15 protein-coding genes and 22 tRNA genes are annotated in these 16,918 nt (G+C 55.3%); 29 read left to right on the top strand and 8 right to left on the bottom strand.

The window, feature by feature from the left end; translation table 11 throughout:
* Positions 1–729 precede the first annotated feature (729 nt).
* Positions 730–1,236 (top strand): hypothetical protein, encoded by a 507-nt coding sequence (locus UH5x_RS24090; RefSeq protein ID WP_047816383.1) that lies wholly within the window; start codon positions 730–732, stop codon positions 1,234–1,236.
* 105 nt (positions 1,237–1,341) lie between these two features.
* Here the strand turns inward: UH5x_RS24090 and UH5x_RS24085 are convergent, their stop codons facing one another.
* Positions 1,342–1,680 carry a hypothetical protein gene (locus tag UH5x_RS24085; protein WP_150122668.1) on the bottom strand — a complete coding sequence of 113 codons (339 nt, stop codon included), beginning with the start codon at positions 1,678–1,680 and terminating at the stop codon, positions 1,342–1,344.
* 631 nt (positions 1,681–2,311) lie between these two features.
* Between UH5x_RS24085 and UH5x_RS24080 the strand changes: the two genes are divergently transcribed.
* The 6 genes from UH5x_RS24080 (at position 2,312) to UH5x_RS24055 (ending at position 7,415) form a co-directional block, all read left to right on the top strand.
* A tRNA-Val gene (locus UH5x_RS24080) sits at positions 2,312–2,385 on the top strand.
* A gap of 119 nt (positions 2,386–2,504) precedes the next feature.
* Complete coding sequence (locus UH5x_RS24075; protein WP_482633956.1) at positions 2,505–3,743, top strand: tyrosine-type recombinase/integrase; 1,239 nt, start codon at positions 2,505–2,507, stop codon at positions 3,741–3,743.
* Between the two features lie 608 nt (positions 3,744–4,351).
* Complete coding sequence (locus UH5x_RS24070) at positions 4,352–4,651, top strand: DUF1580 domain-containing protein (protein WP_236696546.1); 300 nt, start codon at positions 4,352–4,354, stop codon at positions 4,649–4,651.
* A gap of 186 nt (positions 4,652–4,837) precedes the next feature.
* Positions 4,838–5,269, top strand: coding sequence for a hypothetical protein (locus tag UH5x_RS24065; protein WP_482633955.1), 432 nt, complete (start codon positions 4,838–4,840; stop codon positions 5,267–5,269).
* Between the two features lie 439 nt (positions 5,270–5,708).
* On the top strand, positions 5,709–6,626 hold the full coding sequence (locus UH5x_RS24060; protein ID WP_482633954.1) for a ParB N-terminal domain-containing protein: 918 nt from the start codon (positions 5,709–5,711) through the stop codon (positions 6,624–6,626).
* A 537-nt stretch (positions 6,627–7,163) separates the two neighbouring features.
* Entirely contained in the window at positions 7,164–7,415 is a 252-nt protein-coding gene (locus tag UH5x_RS24055) for a hypothetical protein (RefSeq protein ID WP_150122671.1), read from the top strand.
* 138 nt (positions 7,416–7,553) lie between these two features.
* Here the strand turns inward: UH5x_RS24055 and UH5x_RS24050 are convergent, their stop codons facing one another.
* The 7 genes from UH5x_RS24050 to UH5x_RS24020 all read right to left on the bottom strand — a co-directional run bounded on the left by UH5x_RS24050 (position 7,554) and on the right by UH5x_RS24020 (position 12,791).
* Positions 7,554–7,841 carry a hypothetical protein gene (locus tag UH5x_RS24050; RefSeq protein ID WP_047816390.1) on the bottom strand — a complete coding sequence of 96 codons (288 nt, stop codon included), beginning with the start codon at positions 7,839–7,841 and terminating at the stop codon, positions 7,554–7,556.
* The gene (locus UH5x_RS24045; RefSeq protein ID WP_236696547.1) at positions 7,841–8,809 is read right to left on the bottom strand and encodes a hypothetical protein; all 969 of its coding nucleotides are present in this window, start codon (positions 8,807–8,809) and stop codon (positions 7,841–7,843) included. The genes UH5x_RS24050 and UH5x_RS24045 overlap by 1 nt, the downstream gene beginning before the upstream one ends.
* 112 nt (positions 8,810–8,921) lie before the next feature.
* Positions 8,922–9,236 carry a membrane or secreted protein gene (locus UH5x_RS24040; RefSeq protein WP_150122672.1) on the bottom strand — a complete coding sequence of 105 codons (315 nt, stop codon included), beginning with the start codon at positions 9,234–9,236 and terminating at the stop codon, positions 8,922–8,924.
* Between the two features lie 348 nt (positions 9,237–9,584).
* Positions 9,585–11,051, bottom strand: a complete 1,467-nt coding sequence (locus tag UH5x_RS24035) for an AAA family ATPase (RefSeq protein ID WP_047816391.1) — start codon at positions 11,049–11,051, stop codon at positions 9,585–9,587.
* Between the two features lie 56 nt (positions 11,052–11,107).
* Positions 11,108–11,302, bottom strand: a complete 195-nt coding sequence (locus tag UH5x_RS24030; protein ID WP_482633953.1) for a DUF2997 domain-containing protein — start codon at positions 11,300–11,302, stop codon at positions 11,108–11,110.
* A gap of 3 nt (positions 11,303–11,305) precedes the next feature.
* Positions 11,306–11,668 carry a hypothetical protein gene (locus UH5x_RS24025; RefSeq protein ID WP_482633952.1) on the bottom strand — a complete coding sequence of 121 codons (363 nt, stop codon included), beginning with the start codon at positions 11,666–11,668 and terminating at the stop codon, positions 11,306–11,308.
* A 400-nt stretch (positions 11,669–12,068) separates the two neighbouring features.
* Positions 12,069–12,791, bottom strand: a complete 723-nt coding sequence (locus tag UH5x_RS24020; protein ID WP_482633951.1) for a hypothetical protein — start codon at positions 12,789–12,791, stop codon at positions 12,069–12,071.
* A 704-nt stretch (positions 12,792–13,495) separates the two neighbouring features.
* Here UH5x_RS24020 and UH5x_RS24015 point away from each other — a divergent pair.
* The 22 genes from UH5x_RS24015 to UH5x_RS23910 all read left to right on the top strand — a co-directional run bounded on the left by UH5x_RS24015 (position 13,496) and on the right by UH5x_RS23910 (position 16,881).
* A tRNA-Pro gene (locus UH5x_RS24015) sits at positions 13,496–13,568 on the top strand.
* Positions 13,569–13,822: 254 nt separating this feature from the next.
* Positions 13,823–13,895, top strand: a tRNA-Lys gene (locus tag UH5x_RS24010).
* A gap of 91 nt (positions 13,896–13,986) precedes the next feature.
* Positions 13,987–14,057 (top strand) — tRNA-Thr (locus UH5x_RS24005).
* Between the two features lie 52 nt (positions 14,058–14,109).
* Positions 14,110–14,180: transfer RNA gene (locus tag UH5x_RS24000), tRNA-Gly, on the top strand.
* An 85-nt stretch (positions 14,181–14,265) separates the two neighbouring features.
* Positions 14,266–14,337, top strand: a tRNA-Gly gene (locus UH5x_RS23995).
* A 105-nt stretch (positions 14,338–14,442) separates the two neighbouring features.
* A tRNA-OTHER gene (locus tag UH5x_RS23990) sits at positions 14,443–14,533 on the top strand.
* Positions 14,534–14,549: 16 nt separating this feature from the next.
* Positions 14,550–14,623: transfer RNA gene (locus tag UH5x_RS23985), tRNA-Asn, on the top strand.
* Positions 14,624–14,625: 2 nt separating this feature from the next.
* Positions 14,626–14,699 (top strand) — tRNA-His (locus UH5x_RS23980).
* 17 nt (positions 14,700–14,716) lie between these two features.
* Positions 14,717–14,789, top strand: a tRNA-Asp gene (locus UH5x_RS23975).
* 107 nt (positions 14,790–14,896) lie between these two features.
* Positions 14,897–14,971 (top strand) — tRNA-Glu (locus tag UH5x_RS23970).
* A gap of 222 nt (positions 14,972–15,193) precedes the next feature.
* Positions 15,194–15,276, top strand: a tRNA-Ser gene (locus tag UH5x_RS23965).
* A 111-nt stretch (positions 15,277–15,387) separates the two neighbouring features.
* Positions 15,388–15,458 (top strand) — tRNA-Trp (locus tag UH5x_RS23960).
* A gap of 20 nt (positions 15,459–15,478) precedes the next feature.
* A tRNA-Val gene (locus UH5x_RS23955) sits at positions 15,479–15,550 on the top strand.
* A 50-nt stretch (positions 15,551–15,600) separates the two neighbouring features.
* Positions 15,601–15,870 (top strand): hypothetical protein, encoded by a 270-nt coding sequence (locus tag UH5x_RS23950; RefSeq protein ID WP_482633950.1) that lies wholly within the window; start codon positions 15,601–15,603, stop codon positions 15,868–15,870.
* A gap of 81 nt (positions 15,871–15,951) precedes the next feature.
* A tRNA-Ala gene (locus UH5x_RS23945) sits at positions 15,952–16,022 on the top strand.
* A gap of 13 nt (positions 16,023–16,035) precedes the next feature.
* Positions 16,036–16,107: transfer RNA gene (locus UH5x_RS23940), tRNA-Leu, on the top strand.
* Positions 16,108–16,119: 12 nt separating this feature from the next.
* Positions 16,120–16,193 (top strand) — tRNA-Leu (locus UH5x_RS23935).
* Positions 16,194–16,208: 15 nt separating this feature from the next.
* Positions 16,209–16,292, top strand: a tRNA-Leu gene (locus UH5x_RS23930).
* A gap of 155 nt (positions 16,293–16,447) precedes the next feature.
* Positions 16,448–16,520, top strand: a tRNA-Val gene (locus UH5x_RS23925).
* A gap of 105 nt (positions 16,521–16,625) precedes the next feature.
* Positions 16,626–16,698 (top strand) — tRNA-Ala (locus tag UH5x_RS23920).
* A gap of 9 nt (positions 16,699–16,707) precedes the next feature.
* Positions 16,708–16,797, top strand: a tRNA-Ser gene (locus tag UH5x_RS23915).
* 12 nt (positions 16,798–16,809) lie between these two features.
* A tRNA-Arg gene (locus UH5x_RS23910) sits at positions 16,810–16,881 on the top strand.
* Positions 16,882–16,918: the final 37 nt, after the last annotated feature.

Genomic DNA, 16,918 nt, shown 5'->3' with positions numbered 1-16,918 from the left:
GCTTGCGTAAGAACGAGTTCTGACACTCCCGATCTTATTGATCTTAATCGCCGTTTTCGATGGGCAAGTTTGCGAGTGTTTAGCGAGGTGAAATTGGAGGTTTCCGGACGCCATACGAGTCGAAGAATTTTTGTGGTCGGTGACAGTCATGGCGTGTACAACGGGTGTCTTGGTCCACCACCGCAACCGCTGATACGACGTGGCAAGAAGATGCCACCGGTCCGAACATCAAGTGAGCTACATATCGCTGGAAGTCGAGTTGGACGAAGTGAATTCGCATCGTTCTTGAAGTCGCTGTGCGGGAAAATGTCCTGTGTTTTTGCACTCTGTATGGAAAGCGAATCTGTCGAAACAGGGATTCGATTGGCCGCGAAAGAAGCGACAGAAATTTCGTTGACTGAGGCGGTTAACGACTGGCCCCATTTGATAACAGACGAACGAAAGCAAGTCGTGATTCAAGGCGATGAAATCTAGCGTTGCGAAGCAACTTCGGAGATGCTAGGAAGCCATCTCAACTCCCGGCTGGATGCGGGCCACTCTGGGCGACCACGCATCTTTGCGGGGACGCTTCGCGTGGGGTCAGACTCGGGGTTCGGGATTCAAACGGTAGGGAAAGGCTTTGCTGGGGGGAGACTTCACCGGCGCCAGGCCATGTGTTCGGTGTTTCAAGGGTCGGTAGCATAAATCTGCAGACGCGTTACCAAATACGCCCACGACAATCGATACCGATTGGAGACGGAGACGTGGAAGACTGGCGGAACGACTGATCGGACGTTCGATTATGCTTACGATACATCCGATCGCCTGATTTCGATTGATGACAGTGACTCTTTCGCCACTGATTTTGAGTTCGCTTACGACGACCGGTCGCAGCTCATTCCGGAAAGCCAATTGATCGGCTTGCTTGGGACCGCGATCTCCTACTGTGAGAATTGGGGCGGGACGTCGACACTCCCCTCCTCGCTTGGCAGTTCTGATTTGCTGGCCGCTTACACGTTCCAGTATGACGCGGACAATCGCTTGACGCAGTTCTCTTCTTATCGTGATGGCACCTCAACCGCTTACGGCTACGACGTGCGTGATCAGCTGACGGGGAGAATGCCTCTCGCAAGCAGCACATCATCAATTCAATACCCTTTGTCCCCGGCCAATCGGACTGAAACCATCGGCTCAGAACGCTCGTTGCCGCAAATGACTTCTGCGTCGAGGACCTCGTCGAGATACATCGACTCGTGATTTTGTCCGGGCGCCAATACAGCGGCAAGTGGATTGCCGTTCCCATCGCAGAGAAAGTGGATTTTTGTACCGAAAAGTGCCGTTTCGTGGTGTGTCGGAAATGGACTACCAGCCGTGCCAACGGTCTTTCATTACCAAGCAAAGCGTGCAATCTTGTGGGAGACTCTTTGTAAGGCAGTGACGTTCCAAAAGCGCCTTCGCCAAACCGACGAACTCGCCGTAGCTCATCCCGGCGGTCGGAGGAAGCTCCGACTTTATCTTCGCAACGTCGACGCGTTTCAGCTTCCGATCAACATTGCGTGCATGCTCATCACTCGGGATTTGAGTACTCCAACGAATCTCTAATCTCTCGATTGCGTCCAGGAATTCAGCAATATTGTTGTCCGTGGTTGAAGATTTCCAGGCGGAATCGTCACAAGTGCCGTCAATTTCTGCGTCGTACACCTTCAGTCCTTGGGTTGGGGAGACATGCGAACGCCTCAATGTTACCACGAGCATTTCGGGGCCCGCCAAACACTCTGGAACAGTGATTTTGTGTCAATTCAGCTGGATTGTCTAAGCGGCACTGCCAGCGTTTTGTCGGCACCCAACAAAACGAATGTGGTTTATCGGATGCCTGCCTTAGTTTTCAAAACCGAGCTTCGCAGAGTGTCCCCCTCCAGGCAGAAGGGTAATTTGTGCACGAAATGTGCACGTTTCCCATGGAGAACAGGCCCATATCGTGCACTTCCTGGAATCCGAATTCGCATAAAACCCAGTGAATACGAGGGTTTGCGGGTGGAGCGGCTCGACTGGGGGTGCAGGGAATTCGTGACCAACGCCTCTATCCGCGGCGTACCGGTCAAGCGGAATGTCGACGGAAGCGATTTGGAGTGCAGGCGTTGAATTGCCAGCTCTTGCCGAGCAACTTCGGGTGATCCGTTCGTCACCTGCGAGATCCGCTCAACCCTATCTTGCGTCGATCTTCGGCGAGTTTTATAGTGCACGATTCAATGCACGAAACGAATGTAAATCGTGCAATTCCGTGCGAAACGTGCACGGGGTGGAAACGCAAAAACACCGTAAATTACGGTGCGGGCGATTAGCTCAGTTGGTTAGAGCGCTGCTTTCACACGGCAGAGGTCACAGATTCGAATTCTGTATCGCCCATTTCGGCAGCTTGCCGAATACCTCGTAAATCACCGGTCGAAACGCCGCTCAGGCGTTACCAGCTCAGTCAGGCTGCGCGACTCACTTTCAGCATTTACGGTACAGCGTACCGCAAACGATTGGAACTGAATCGCATGCCAAGACAAAAAGCAAAGCTCCCCAAGTACCTCTACCACGTCTCGGGCCAAGCCCGAGTCTATCTCGATGGACGGTACTTCTACCTCGGCACACACGACTCGCCCGAGAGTCACGCCCGGTACTTCGCCCTCTGCAAGGAGTACCAAAAACACGGCTGCGAGATGCCCGATCACTGCTCGACCCATCCGAGCGAGGACGCGCCCATCACGGTGAGCTGCGTCACCGCAGACTACCTCGAGTTTGCGCAGGTGAAGTATGCCAAGTCGCCAGGAGACTACTCAAAACATGAAAGCCTCTGCGACCTTCTCGATGACGAATACGGAGACCTGCCGGCGGTCGAATTCGGGCCGAGACGGCTCTCCGAAATACGTGACTTGCTCGTGGCCACCAAGAACCGCCGTGGCCGGCACAACACACGCCACTACATCAACCAGCAAGTTCAGACCATCGTGCAAGTTTTCAAACGAGCTGTCGCGAGAGAACTGGTTCCAGTCGAAGTCTGGACAGCACTGAAGGCGTTGGACTCGCTGCGAGAAGGCGAGACCGTGGCAAATGAATCCACCGACCGAGAACCGGTGGGGATTGAGGCTGTACGACAGACCGCCGAGCACCTTTCACCGGTCCTCAAGACCATGGTGCGGATCCAAGCGGCAACCGGCATGCGCCCCAGCGAAGTGCTCCGGATGCGTCCAATCGACATCGACAAACGAGCGGACGGTGTGTGGGTCTACCGTCCGAATGAGCACAAAACGAAACGGCACGGCAAGAAGAAACAGGTGCCAATCGTCGGTGACGCCCAAGTGGCTCTTGAGCCCTACCTGGATCGGGAGCCAACGGAATACTGTTTCAAACCGGAGGAATCCGCTCGTTGGTATCAGGAACAAAAATCCGCCAAGCGAAAAACACCGGCCAACCAAGGCGATCGCCCCGGTTACAACAAGCGCACCCGTGCGGGTGAATCGAAACCACGTCAGTACTCCCCGAAGTTCGACAAGGACTCCTATCGCCGAGCAATTGTCCGTGCGGCCAAAAAGGCCGGGGCGGAACACTGGACGCCGTATCAACTCCGGCACACCGCCGCGACTGTGATCCGGGAAGCACTCGGGATCGAAGGAGCCCAAGCTCTGCTCGGGCACTCCAAACGTCAGATGACCGAGCACTACGCGAAGGAGTCCCTCGACAAGGCGATCGAAGCAGCGAAGGCCGGTCCCAAAATCTAGGCTCGCCATTCCAGGTGGACCGACCATAGGCTCGTACCCTCTCGAGTCACTTTGGCGAAGCGATGAATCGGCCAGCGGTAAACGCCGCCGGCTGAATGCTTCCAAGCTTCCTTGCTCGTTGGGATGGGGGACGAAAATTGCAGGAACAATCTGTGGTCACAGCGTATCAGCGATCACAACTCGCACTTGCCAGGGCTGCAAAACGCAGACAGTTGGCGCTGGGCTAGCCAGGACAATGTCCGTCTGGACCTACCGTTACCCCTCGAACAGGAATGCGAATCCCGGACGTGATATTGATTGATACGCAATCCAGCCCGGTCCTGCCGGGGCCCGGTCCCCGGCACTCCGCAGCAGACGCGAAGGGTATCGAGAACTGAGTCGCCGGCAATTACAGAAGTGCCGAACGGCCATGTCCGTCGCACGACTGTTGCTGAGCGAGGCGTACAGGATTCGTTTTCAAAGAAGCTGAAGAATTGTGCATGACGTCTGATTGCTACGCCCAAGTGACTACGCAGAACCCTCTGCTATAGAGCATCGGGCTCGCCAAGGACGGTGTGAACGGAAATGAAATTGTCTTTTCAAAAAACGTACCTTGAGTCATCTGTTGCATGCGTTTTGATGTGACCTTCTGTTTCTTTCATTCACCGGAGGTCACTATGCCACATGGCAACAAGAACAAGGCATTTAAATCGCAAGCTGCCAACCCCATGAAACTCCTCACCGAGGAGCTCATCCAGTTCAAGGAAGTGCCGCCGCTGCTCCAGGACCGAGTTCATGTCTCCACGGTCTGGCGCTGGGCCACGCGAGGGTTAAAGAACTGCAAGCTGGAAACCGTGAGTATCGGCGGCAAAAGAGTCACCAGCGTTCAGGCAGTCAACCGTTTTCTGGAAAAGACATCGAGTCGCTGAGGAAGCTGTTTGGATCATGCAGAGATGCATTGGCCGCATTGAGGGTCCCGCACTCTCGTGCCTGCCCAGTGATGCGGAAACATGTGCGACGTCCGTCGCTGGTCGTTTGATCGGAAAACAGGATTTGCAGCCGAGGGGATACAGTTCGAGCATCTTTTGCAATTGCCGGGGGTATGCCGTCGCGACATGACGCCTTGGCCCTATTTCTACAAGTACTTTCGATGTCACGATCTGTACTACGGCTACTTCGACGAACGACGCAACTGCGAGAAGCAACAGCCTATGGTGACTCATTTCCTCGAAACTTTCTTTGAACGTCTGGGCGACAACTACGCTCGCTGCAAAGTTTGCTTGGACGCAGTCCTCAGGCTGGGACTCACTCCTAGGCAATTGACGCTTCGGACGAACCCGGCCAATCGCAAGGGCTATCTGTTGGGTGAACGGGACCGACATGAAATCGAACGAGATCCGCCTAGTGTCTGTGATGCGGACCTCCCAAGTTGTGCTGAGGAGGCATTTGGTTCCAACAGCCTGGTGATTGCTGTGCAGACCGCAACGGGGAGAATCCCTTACGCATCACCGAACGGATCTGTGAAGAAGCGGTCGTCCGGGGACTGAGCCCCGGCAGAAAGAGGTTGGGCGAGGAACTGGCCGTTTGCTTGACGGTCTTTCTTGGCTTTGCGTTGGACGGCAGCTTGCGGACGCGCTGACTGCCGTCCCCACCCTTTTTTAGATGGCGACGACTGCAGACTCTGGCTTCCTCTTCGCCTTCGCCCAGACGCCCGCTCTCACAAAGTTTGCAAATGTCCGCAGGTGCGGACACTCAGGGGATCAACGCTTTCTGTCACCTGATCAGTCAGGGCATCGGATCCACTGGAGTTGGGTCTCGGCGTTGATCGGTGCCCTGACGCATTGAGGAAATGCAATGACACGCAAGGAACAAGCTCGACGCAACCGCTATGAACAACCGTCGATTCCCACACTGCTCTTGCACTACCAATCGTTCTTTCGTCGGATCCACCCGAACTGCTCTGAAGTTCGGCCTTTGAAAAGTGACTTGTTCAATCAACTGGTCCGGTCTATCAGGAAGCACGGGTTGATGCGTCCGGTTTTGATTGACGAAGGCATGAGCTTGCTGGATGGACGTGCTCGCTTGGGTGCATTGCTGGTCCTCGGTATCGAACCAGAGCCCAGCATGTTTCGTGTCACAAAGCGCTCGCCAACAGTGGTCACGGAAAGGAACCTCGAACGACGGAAGCGAATTCGCGAAGCACAGCGAAGGAAGAAGCGTAGTGAAGCGGAGAAGGTACAACCGGCCGCCCAGGCCGCCACGGCGGATTCGAATTCAGTTCACACAGATTCACCGTCGAGAAAGAAGCCGGGTTCCAACCGTGCGTCTTCGAAACAGAAACGCCGTAAAAAGGTCCGCAGGTCCGCTTTGTTGAACCCCCGACCCGAGAACGCTGAAGAGACGCGGCGGAGTGAGTCGGCTGTTGGGGAAGCTTGGAACGAGACTGGAAAAGAGAGTCAACTCGCAGGAACTCGTTTGACTAACGAGGAGGTCGATCTGTTCAGAAAGCTTCTGGTGTTCCAGTTGAATGAAGAACAAGCCAATGATGACTCCAGCACCCCCTACGTTCGTTTGCTACTCTGGGACTACCTGGAGGCTTGCCGACGTAATCCGAGAGCCCACCGCTCTGGATACGAATATCAGCCCAGCATCCGCCGCCTCGCAATGTACTGCCAGTGCGATGAAAAGACGCTCCGCAATCTTGAGCTGCGTCCAAATCAGAGAGTCGATCTCGAGATTGTTTCGATCATCTTGCTATTGTCAGCACACCTGATGCCTGGCTCGGAAGATCACCGACACAACTTAATGGCTGATCGCATCATCGTTGCGGACCAGCGGTTGCACGAGCCAGAGGATACTCGTGGGCTTCTCTCAGCTCGGCTAGCAAGAATTAGGCCGCGTTAGCAAAAGTCCGCAGAAAACGTGCTCGGACGCGGCAGGCGAAGGGGGTAAAATCAGACTCAATAATACCCCTGAAAATGCCCCTCGTTTGGGCTCCGGTGCGGATGGACGCTCCAGCATAGGGGTGGAAATCCTGGATTCCCGGGGGGAAAGTGGAGGGGCGGTCCGCACCCTGACAGCACGGTCAGCAGGTGTTGTCTGCCGCAATTCACGTGGTTTCCGAGATAGATGTCCCGATATGAAAAAGTCCGCGGGGGATAAAACCGGCTGTTTGAACCTCAAGTGCGAAAATCACGGTTTCCAACGCTTGGGCTTCCTCCTCGTGGCATAACCTGCTTGATTCGGACTCACTCCGCGTTCGATTGTCGGTTCGTCCGCAACGGAGAGCGGCCATTTCACAAATGGTCCGGTAGCTAAAAAAAGAGCGTCAATCCAAATCGGATTGACGCTCGCTACTGTCTCGGCGCAGCCCTCACCGATGCTCCAGCTGAAGCTTGAGTTTTTCGATGAGTTCGCTGGCCTGTCGAATCGAAAGCCGAGATGGTGAATCAACACCAAAGTCCGCTTGAACCTGAGTTCCCAAGCGGACGTTTGCTTTCGATGCGATCGCATGAATTGCTCGAAGCTGTGCGTCCGTTGCCTTTCTCTGATGGGAAGGCGACGTTCGATTTGGCGACGGTTCGCGAGTACCGCAACTCGCGTTTCTGCCTGGCTCAGGCTCTGGAAGCAGCAACGGATCATTGCCTCTTTGCAAATTCAGCTGCCTTGAGATTTCTCGCTGACAAAGCGTGAAAGAGTTTCGAATGCGTTCAGTCAGCCTGGCTGAGTCGGGCCTGTCTGTCAGGTCGACTTCGATCTGGCAAGTTGCTCCCAAACTTCCGAAGTTTGGCTGCCCAATCTTTTGCGTCAGGCCAACAACAATGCGTGTCGTCATTGCAGGTTCCTGTGGTTGGAATGAGAATTCTGGGGATGGAGTAACCAATGGCAATGCAGCCATTCGATCTCGGCCTCAATCGCGTCCGAGCGGATCGCGAAGGGACCGAGCACAGGGCCGCCGACCGGTGAGAGGTCCGCGGTCCACTGGCCATTCTTCGTGGGTTCGACGTGGGAGCCTCGTTCAATATGAACGTGCCCTAACTGCTGCAAATCCAACGACTCGTCGTAGATCATTCGCAGCTCACCTTGTCGCCCCACGACGATCTCGGTGGAAGCTCGCATCAGCGTGATCGTCTCAGGATGCTTCGGCGTGGACGCTCGGTCATCCAGCCTTCCAGTGACGCTTCCACCCGCGACAGCTCATTGGCAACGCGTTGACGCATTTCCGACTGTTCTCGTAACTGCTGAGGCATCACGCCGCCGACGATGCGACGAGCATCCGCCACCAGGCGGTCCAGTTGGTTATCCGATCGAATGTTCAATCGCTGGAAACGGTCCAGAAACTCCGTCAGGTTGGTCACTGCGGTGTCACGGAACACTTTGGGGGAACCCTCGCCGTCGCCACGAAGTCTTTCGCCGAGATGAGTGACCAGCTGTTCGAGTTCATCGGCGAACGCTTGCTCGGCGAGCTTCACTGCTTCATCGAAACGACGCTGCACCCTGCTGCATTCGCTGTAGTACAACTGCGGGCTGACCTGCAGCAGATACTCCGGTGGATTGCAGCTGGGGTAATCCCACTCAATCCCAAACAGACGATGCAGGTTCACCTCGTAGTCAGCTGGATCGAACAGATCGCCCAACCGCTCGCGAGCTTGATCGATCAGTTCGTCGAAGTGCAGCTCCAGTTGCTCGACCGCTTCATTCAGTTCGGCTCGCACCGAAGTCATGAACACGTCGAACGTGGGCACATCGACTCGCTTGATCAACCGCATGCCAGGTTCGGTGTAAGGCAACGTGTTGGCCTTCCAGTGATCAGCGGCCTGCTTGCGGACAGCGGTCGCAGCACGGAATGCCGGGTGACTGGTGTCCAATAGCTTCTTCGAGGCGGAGACCGATTTGGAATCGGCATCGAACGTTCCGGCCGCTTGCCGGGTTTGATCGCTGCTCAGCGTCTTGCGGACGCTAGGCCAATGGATCCTCAACCGCACGGCCGTGGTCTCGGCTTGCAAGCGTTCGCTGACGCTGGCCATGGGGTTGGTGGTCGAGACTGGCTGGGAATCAACCGGTTGGGTTTGCATCGAAATTGACATGAGGTCTTCCTCTTCAAGTGTGGATGAAATGAAACGAAAACACCCCACCGACCAAATGGCCGATGGGGTGTCGAAAGTTCAGAAATGCTCCAGTTTGGACGGACGCACTGGATCAGGAGATGCCAGGTGCAGCTTGCTCGCTGCGTGGCGATCGATTGGGATCCTCGATCTTTGCCCTGGTCGCCTCCGGTGGAGAAAAAGCTTCGTCAAGCAATGCTTCGCAGACAGCTTGGCTTCCGATTGGTTCAGGTCGTGGCCAAAGCAGAAATAGGATAACGACCAATGGAAGGACACATGCCAGCAACAACGAGGAGGCTTCAAGTGCAGATGCCAGCAGTGTGTGTTTACGTTCCCGTTCATCCCATTCGCGGCGATCAGCCTCCAGTTGGTCGCGTTGTCGTCCGACTTCCGCGCGTTCAGTCTGCATCTCCTGTTGCAGTTTCAACCATTGGGCGTCAGTCAAATCACGACCAGACGGCCCGCATCCAACGAACGCATTAAACAGACTCATCACCAGGGGAAGCGTTATCCAAAAACGTATCTGGCTTCGAGGGCGTCGCATGCTGATGATCCCGGTGTGAGAAAAGAAAAAACAGGGCTTGCAAACTGCCGAGTTGCTGCCGAAGGCGGAGCACAAGCAAACACGCTATAGCGAGGGCAAGTGACAGCAGTATGCAAACAATCAAAATTGGAAACATCGAGAGATTCCTTTTTGGCTGAGGGAATTGAATTCAATCAACTCTCGCCGGGGATCGGTCCCCGGCGTCGTGGAGAGTCAGTTGACCGAAGGTGCAGTCCGCACTCGACGGCCTTGGGCTGAATGGTTGGTGGCTGTCTGGAACAACCCCGAATGGTCCGATGACAAACACCTTCCGTTGGCCCACTGACGCAGTCGCTCCACAGAATCAGAAGACGTCGTCGCCACGGGAACCACGTTTTTGGCTGCTTCCATCAAAGAGACGTCCAGCAACGCAGCGAGCCGGCAACAAGACTTGATCTCGGCACCCGTCCACTGATCGTCCACGGGAATCGTTTCGTCGTCAGCGATTCCGAAGTGCGTTCGATGCAGTCGCCAGATCTCGTCCTTCTGAGTCCTCCCGGGGAGATCCAAGAAGAACACACCGTCAAACCGTTCGGCTCGGCTGAATTCGGGCGGCAGGCGCTTCACGTCGTTGGCTGTGCAAACGACGAAAACATCGGACTCGTGGTCATTCAGCCAAGTCAGAAACGTCCCCATCATTCGGGACGACACACCGCTGTCATTCGCTGATCCAGTCGCTCCAGAGAATGCCTTTTCGACTTCGTCGATCATCAACACGCAGGGGGCCATGGCATCGACGGTTCGGAGTGCCTGGCGAGTCCGTTCTTCGGACTGGCCGACAAGCGAGCCCATCAAGCTGCCAACATCCAGGGTCAGCACCGGTCGTCCGACTTCGGTGCCGAGACACTTGCAAAACTCCGACTTGCCGCAGCCTGGTGGAGACAGCAGCATCACGCCGCGAGCGCGAGCCCGCCCCTCGGAATCAGAACGCATCAGTGCTCGACGAGTGAACGCTTTGAGCGACGAGAGTCCGCCAAGCGAATCGAAGCCGTTGCCGCCTCGGTGAAGCGTCAGCAGCCCAGAGCTTTTGAGTGTCTGCGTCTTGATCTCCCAGATCGCGTCGGGTTCCAAACGCTGATGACGCACCAGAGAAAGCGAAAACGCGTTCTCAGCTTCGAGTCGTGTCAGCCCGGAAGCGGCATCCAAGACAGCGGACATCTGGTCATCCGCAGGACGTTCGGCCTCATCGACCGCCACACCGCGTGCGATGTCGTGGAGCTGGCGACGGCACGGCCTCGAATGCTCGACAACCATGAAAAGTGTCGCCAGTTCCACCGGCAAGTCGACGACGGGCGACAGGATTACCAGCAAGTTGCGAGTCATCTTACCAGCCACCACCGCATGATGGACCGCTTGCACGATCTCAGCGGACTGGAGGAACCGATGGAAGTTCCGCAGGATCAAGACATGCGTCCCCTCCTGTTCGTTGCTTTGAAACGCGTGAATCGCCCCCAGCGGATCGTCACCATCAGGGATGGAAGGGCTCATCCCGCGATCAACGTCCCAGATTGACATTCGCCATTCCTCTGCATCGCAGAGACGTGCCAGTTCCGAGATTGCATCTTCGTGTTCGTGCGAGTGGATGTAGGTGCCGCTGAAGCAAGCGTCAACGAGTTCTCGCATCCGTGTTGTGAGTGACATGAGCGTCGCTCCTGATTGAAGGGTTGAGTGGATACAAAAAGAAGGCCCTATCAGCGTCAGTGCTGCCGGGCTTGTGTGTTGAGGTTGGATTCGTGGCTTTGGTGGAACTCCGATTTCATACGCTCGCTTTGCCGAGAACCCAAGGCATGTTCCAAAAACTCACTGGCTTGGCGACAGGAACTGCCGGCAAAGCCTTCCGTTTCGATCTTCGTTGAGCCATCGGGCGCAACGATCACTTGAATGATCTTCATCGCTCAAGCTCCCACGTTGACGGATAGCTGGATGTTTCCGCCCTCAAGCGAACGCTCGGTGACGGAGTAGCCCTTGCGTCGAGCCTCCAGCTTGGTCTTCTCGACGGCGTAAGCCTGCAAGAACTGATCGAGCTCTTTCTGGTTGCCCCAGTGCCCCTGATAGTTGTCGAATTTCGACTCGCCCGTCGTCAGGTCAAAGACGACCGGGTATCGCCACTTGGCAAGCTGAACTGCCAGACCCGAGACGGTCTGGCTGAACAGCTTCACCTCTCCTTCGACGGGATCGTCCAATCCCAGTCGATCGCAAGCCTTCCGGACCGCTGCCGCGTCCCGGACCTGCGTCGCAATCTGAACCACGTGAGACATGCGTCAATCTCCCTGCGTACAAAAGTGCTGGTGGCAACGCTGCCACCTTCACCTCTATGTAGCGCAAATGGTCTGCAAATTTAGTGCATGGTGTAATGTTGCAGTGATGTCCTGTCATTGAACGCCAGGGATGCCGTTTTGGGCGCCCAGCTAGGACTGCCATTTCACTGAATTTTGAGCATTTTGCCCTCCGTCAGAGCACTGAAAAAGATTTACACGGGGTCGAGGGGCGTTTGGGTGCGGAAAAGACGGGGAAAAGGGTCGGTTTGTGTGTGTTTTTTGTGCTCTTCCGTATACACGGGTATAAGTGTTGTGTGTTTGGTAGGTTTGGCTGCGACGATTCCGGCCCTCTTCCGCCCGGGACTGGCCCCCGGCTTCCAGCATCCGTGATCCGTTAGTCCTAGGAAGGATCAAGTCGTCGTTTCACCTCGCTCTGGATTTCGCGAATCCGTTTGGACGCTTCACCTGCGGACTTAGTCAATGCCTTGAGATCCTCAATCGCGAGTTCGCATTGTTCAGCCGCTTTGTCTAAATCACGGGCTTTGATACGAACAGCATCAGACGAACGTGCTTTCGCGGCAAATTCAGTTAGCAAATCGGTGAGGGATGATGTGTTTTGGACCACCTGGGTGATCATCTGTGTCGGTCGAATCTGTTTTTGAGTGTCCGGTCGATCGGACTGCTCGGCGTTCCACGCGGTGATGGCCCTGCTGAACTCCGCGCTCGACCACCCTTCACGAACCGACTTTTTGAGTAGCATGCGACGAGCAGAATTGAGTTTCCGAGTTTTGGAGTGCTTTAATTTTCCCAGCTTCAGAACGTGGGTCCATGAGAACCCCGCTGATATGGGACCAGAGCGTCTCCGCTTTTGAGAATTTTGTGGCGTCGCGGCCAATGTGTTCCTTGCGAGTTGCAAGATGTACCGACGAAGCTCAGTAGACAAGCTTCCAAGCGCGAGTAGACTCGCCGCAGTTGAGTGGTCGCCAATTGCAAATCGCAAGTCGGCAATCACTTCTTTCTGTGTTGCCGACGAAGCTGGTTGGCTTTCAACAAGAGCAAAAGAATCAGACGCAATGTCGAGCGCGTTCTCAATTTTTTTTACCGGCGATGGTTCTTTCAGCATTGCTTTCCATCTGGAAGCGCGTTCGCTCACTTTCAGGGGCATATCTCAAGTGGTGGTTTGGGGCTTGAAAAACGGGAACACCGGATCCACCGCATGCAGTTCGTCACGCTTCGGATGCTGAGTGGATCTGGCCGTGTCAACAGATTGTGCTGGATGGCGGGTTCCGGTTCCACGGGGTCTTGCTTCCAGCAAACGGATGTGGCATGGCGGGACACTGCAAGAATCATCTTTTTTTGCGCGAACCCTCGTGACGTCAACGCGTCTATCTCTCCGAACACCCAAGTCACATCCATCGACGAGCGAGTAACGAGCTTTCTGATGTCAACGAATATCCATTCCAGTCGACTCGAACAGAAACACGAAGGCAGTCTTTTCGCCTCGCTGGCAGTCCATTGCGAGCCGTCGAATTGCAATGCCCCGGCGTTCCCACGTCTGATGTGACACTCGCTTTCAAAAGCGAACGACTTCTTCATGAAGGCTCGGTGTCACACGGACAGCGAGCCTTTTTTCGTGTCCGCATCGAACGGGCAACCCCAACAACGAACCCAATTTGGGCTGGTAGCTGAGACGCCGGGCTTGCCCTATTGGCTAACGCGGGCGGCGGTCGGAGGAACCGCAGACGAGGATTCGAGCGTCTCCCGGCCCACTGAAAAGGAAGATATGCGCCGACAGCAAACGCTGCGGCGACGGAAGCAACACAACATCGGATACAGGTGCAGATGGAAGCACGCCTGGTTTGGGACCAGGAGGCTCTCGGTTCGACTCCGAGGTGTCCGACTTTTGAAACGACAGATGGTAGTCGAGGGCTGGTTGTCCAGGCCTTGCTGATAACGAGGTTGTGCCGAGTTCGATCCTCGGGGCTACCACTCAGGAAGTTTGAAGAGAGAAGGGTGAAGAGTGAAATGGTTGTGCCGCTGTGTGCATTCAAACTTCACCCTTCACATTTCAAACTTCCGCAGGCGTCCTTATAAGGCGACGGTCGCGGGTTCAATTCCCGCCACGCCGACTGAAACGAAACAACGACGACACATGGGATTGTGGCAGACAAGGTAATGCATCGGACTCTTAATCCGAGCGATGTGAGTTCGATTCTCACCGATCCCACTTGGAAATAGCAACTAGCTATTAGCCGTTTGCGATTAGCTCCAGCACTGGAAAGCTAGTTGCCAAGAGCTAACCGCTAAATGCTACTCCAGCACTGATGGTCTAACGGCAAGACTCCTCCGTCGTAACGAGGTGATGCGGGTTCGATTCCGGCTCGGTGCTCTTGAACGCTTCGGCGTATTGATCTTTGACAGTTTGGTAGTGATGCATTTTTGCGCCCATGATGTAGCGGTAGCCTGCTGCCTTGCCATGGCGGAAGTGTGGGTTCGACTCCCACTGGGCGCTTTGCAAAAGTCGGAAGGATGAAGCGAGAAGTGTGAAATAGCTCGCTTCGTTTCACACTTCATCCTTCCGAATTCAAATATTCATCGTGTCCTTGGCCGAGCGGCAGAGGTGCTGGGCTTCCAACTCAGATAGGCGGGTTCAATTCCCGCAGGGCACTCTTCATTGTCGAAAACTGTCTCCGGCGCGTAGTCGCGACGTGAGCCTTTGAAGCTCGCAGATCGGGTTCAATTCCCGGACGGAGTGCTTTGCAAGTTTGAGTTACGCCGGAATAGCAGTTGTTGGTCGCTGCACCTGACTCTGGCTGTGTTTTTCGCCGAGGGGGTCGTTCATTGGTTCGATTCCAGTCTCCGGTGCTGTTTGAATCCATAATCCATGGGGGAGCCGTTGGTGGCTCGGACTGACTGTTAATCAGTTTGCCGCTGGTTCGATTCCAGCCTATGGAGCTGTGGCCGTCCTGTATTGGTTTCAGGAACTTCGCTGTGAACGAAGTCCATGTCGGTTCAATTCCGATCGGTCACACTCGCGTCAAGATTTTCGGTGGCAAGTTCCTCTGGGAAGGAAGCTTGATTGTCTATCAAGTCGCTGCGGGTTCGACTCCCGTTGCCATCGCTTTCAATTCGCCGCATTCAACTACTGGCTAGGTCGGCTGTCTTTCTAACAGCAGGAGGGAGATCGATACTCCCATGCGGTACTCGCTTCGACCGAAGCAACAAAACGGCGTGGTAGATTCTGTTGGCAGAATCGTCTGGTTTTCATCCAGGAGTCCGCGGGTTCGATTCCCGCTCACGTCACTTGGCTAGCTTTTGGCTGTTAGCCAATTAGCGATTAGCTTTCTGCCACCGGGTTTTGCCAAGCAGGCACGCAGGATTGATTGGGTTTCAACTTGTGAGCCGTTTGGGCGTCAGCCCCGGTTTTGCTTGGGAACCGTGGCTAACGCCAAACGGCTCACATACACGATGACACCTACGTATCTGCTTAACGACTAACCCGCTAAGTGCTAACACGCTATTCCTGGAAGTCACCCGGCCGGATGAGGACACTGTCTTGAAAACAGCTGCGGGTCAAACCGTTGTGGGTTCGAGTCCCACGGCTTCCGCTTGTTTGACGAAAACTTGGGAGCGTTTCCACACGGGAGGTTGTAACCCTTCTGCCTTTAATTGTGTGGTAGTCGGCGAGAGGTGCGATTCCTTGCGTTCCCACTTCAAACACGTCCTTGGTGTAACGGTAGCACTGCTGATTCCAAACCAGTAAGTCAGGGTTCAAATCCTTGGGGACGTGCTCTCCGGATCGACAAACACAGTCCTGTGGTCCAACGGCTACGACACGTGTTTTACACGCAGGAAACGATGGTTCGATTCCATCCGGGACTACTGCCGGCGTCGTGGTGACGCTGGCCCGCACTTAACCATGGAGAACGACGATGTCCAGAAACACGAAGTACGTGCAATGTGCGATGAGACGCAGCATCGCCGGCGGATTAGAGCAGATGACTTCGTTCATTCCGCGAGAATTTGCCAAGGTCGGCCGAGTGCTGAGACTTCGGGACGACAGCGTTGGTTGGGTCGACGGCTGGGTGGTCGAAAGCGTCGGTGACGTAGTTGTCGAAGGCGACCAACTTCCTGACTCGCACAAGGCGATCAAAAACCATCGCAAGTCGACGGGCGACAGTGCTCCGCGACTGCATGCGTAGCACGGAAGGAAGCTTGAAGAGTGAAACTCCCGAGGCGAACCATTTTCGCTATCCACTCATCACTCTTCTTGCTTCATTCATGGGGCGCTCGTCCAACGGGAAGACGTCTGTTTTGCAAGCAGAAAATCGGGGTTCGATTCCCCGGCGCTCCACTCATTCACAAACGCTGAGGTAGGCCAACGGCGAGCCGCTTGTCTTAGGAACAAGTGCTTGCGGGTTCGACTCCCGCCCTCAGTACTGATTCAACATGCTGTGGTACGCAAACCGGCAAAGCGGCGAATTTCAAACGTTCGTGTTTGAGGGTTCGACTCCCTCCCGCAGTACTTCGATCTAAACATAGCCAAGTGGTGGAACCGGTAGACACGCGACACTCAGAATGTCGTGCCATTTCTGGCGTGCGAGTTCAACTCTCGCCTTGGCTACTTCGCGATTCAGTTGCGACAACGACGCGGATGGGCCAGTGCCCAACTGAGCCTCATAAGCTCGGGCCGCCGGGTGCGACCCCCGGATCCGCTACTGAAATAGCTTTTCGCTCAGGAGGAAAAGCTAACGGCTAACAGCTAATCGCTTCCTCAACGATCGCGTGGTCCAGCGGCTAAGACGCCTGCGTGACAAGCAGGAGACCGATGGTTCGATTCCATCCGTGATCACTGAAACGACAAGGTCTGTAAGTGTTGCGGCAGCACGCGTCTGTGGTATGGACGAAGACCGGGTTCAATTCCCGGACGGACCTCTGAGTGACGTTTGAAACAAATGGGCTGGCATGTTCCAAGGGGGCGACTGATCCTTGCAAGATCGGTGAGAAGGGTTCGATTCCCTTCCGGTCCACTCATTAACGGAAGGGCAATCCGATGGGCGACGGTATCCGGTTGCTAGCCGGACGAGCATCTTGATGGTGCCTTGAGGGTTCGACTCCCTCTCCTTCCGCTTGATTGAAAGGGCTCGATGGTGAAACGGACATCATCTCTGGCTTCTAACCAGAAGTTCCGGGTTTGATTCCTGGTCGGGCTACTGCCGATATTCGCAGTCACGTTGGCTGCCGGCATCC

The sequence above is a fragment of the Rhodopirellula sp. UH5 genome (genome assembly GCF_056839225.1).
The sequence above is the reverse complement of the archived record's forward strand: the minus strand, read 5'-3'. Positions and strand labels throughout refer to the sequence as shown.

Bases quoted from the DNA above. Each gene is read 5' to 3' on its own strand.
- UH5x_RS24070 (WP_236696546.1), top strand. From the start codon at position 4,352: ATGCGTTTTGATGTGACCTTCTGTTTCTTTCATTCACCGGAGGTCACT.
- UH5x_RS24065 (WP_482633955.1), top strand. From the start codon at position 4,838: ATGACGCCTTGGCCCTATTTCTACAAGTACTTTCGATGTCACGATCTG.
- UH5x_RS24055 (WP_150122671.1), top strand. From the start codon at position 7,164: ATGGTGAATCAACACCAAAGTCCGCTTGAACCTGAGTTCCCAAGCGGA.
- UH5x_RS24050 (WP_047816390.1), bottom strand. From the start codon at position 7,841: ATGCGAGCTTCCACCGAGATCGTCGTGGGGCGACAAGGTGAGCTGCGA.
- UH5x_RS24045 (WP_236696547.1), bottom strand. From the start codon at position 8,809: ATGTCAATTTCGATGCAAACCCAACCGGTTGATTCCCAGCCAGTCTCG.
- UH5x_RS24040 (WP_150122672.1), bottom strand. From the start codon at position 9,236: ATGCAGACTGAACGCGCGGAAGTCGGACGACAACGCGACCAACTGGAG.
- UH5x_RS24035 (WP_047816391.1), bottom strand. From the start codon at position 11,051: ATGTCACTCACAACACGGATGCGAGAACTCGTTGACGCTTGCTTCAGC.
- UH5x_RS24030 (WP_482633953.1), bottom strand. From the start codon at position 11,302: ATGAAGATCATTCAAGTGATCGTTGCGCCCGATGGCTCAACGAAGATC.
- UH5x_RS24025 (WP_482633952.1), bottom strand. From the start codon at position 11,668: ATGTCTCACGTGGTTCAGATTGCGACGCAGGTCCGGGACGCGGCAGCG.
- UH5x_RS24020 (WP_482633951.1), bottom strand. From the start codon at position 12,791: ATGCTGAAAGAACCATCGCCGGTAAAAAAAATTGAGAACGCGCTCGAC.
- UH5x_RS23950 (WP_482633950.1), top strand. From the start codon at position 15,601: ATGTCCAGAAACACGAAGTACGTGCAATGTGCGATGAGACGCAGCATC.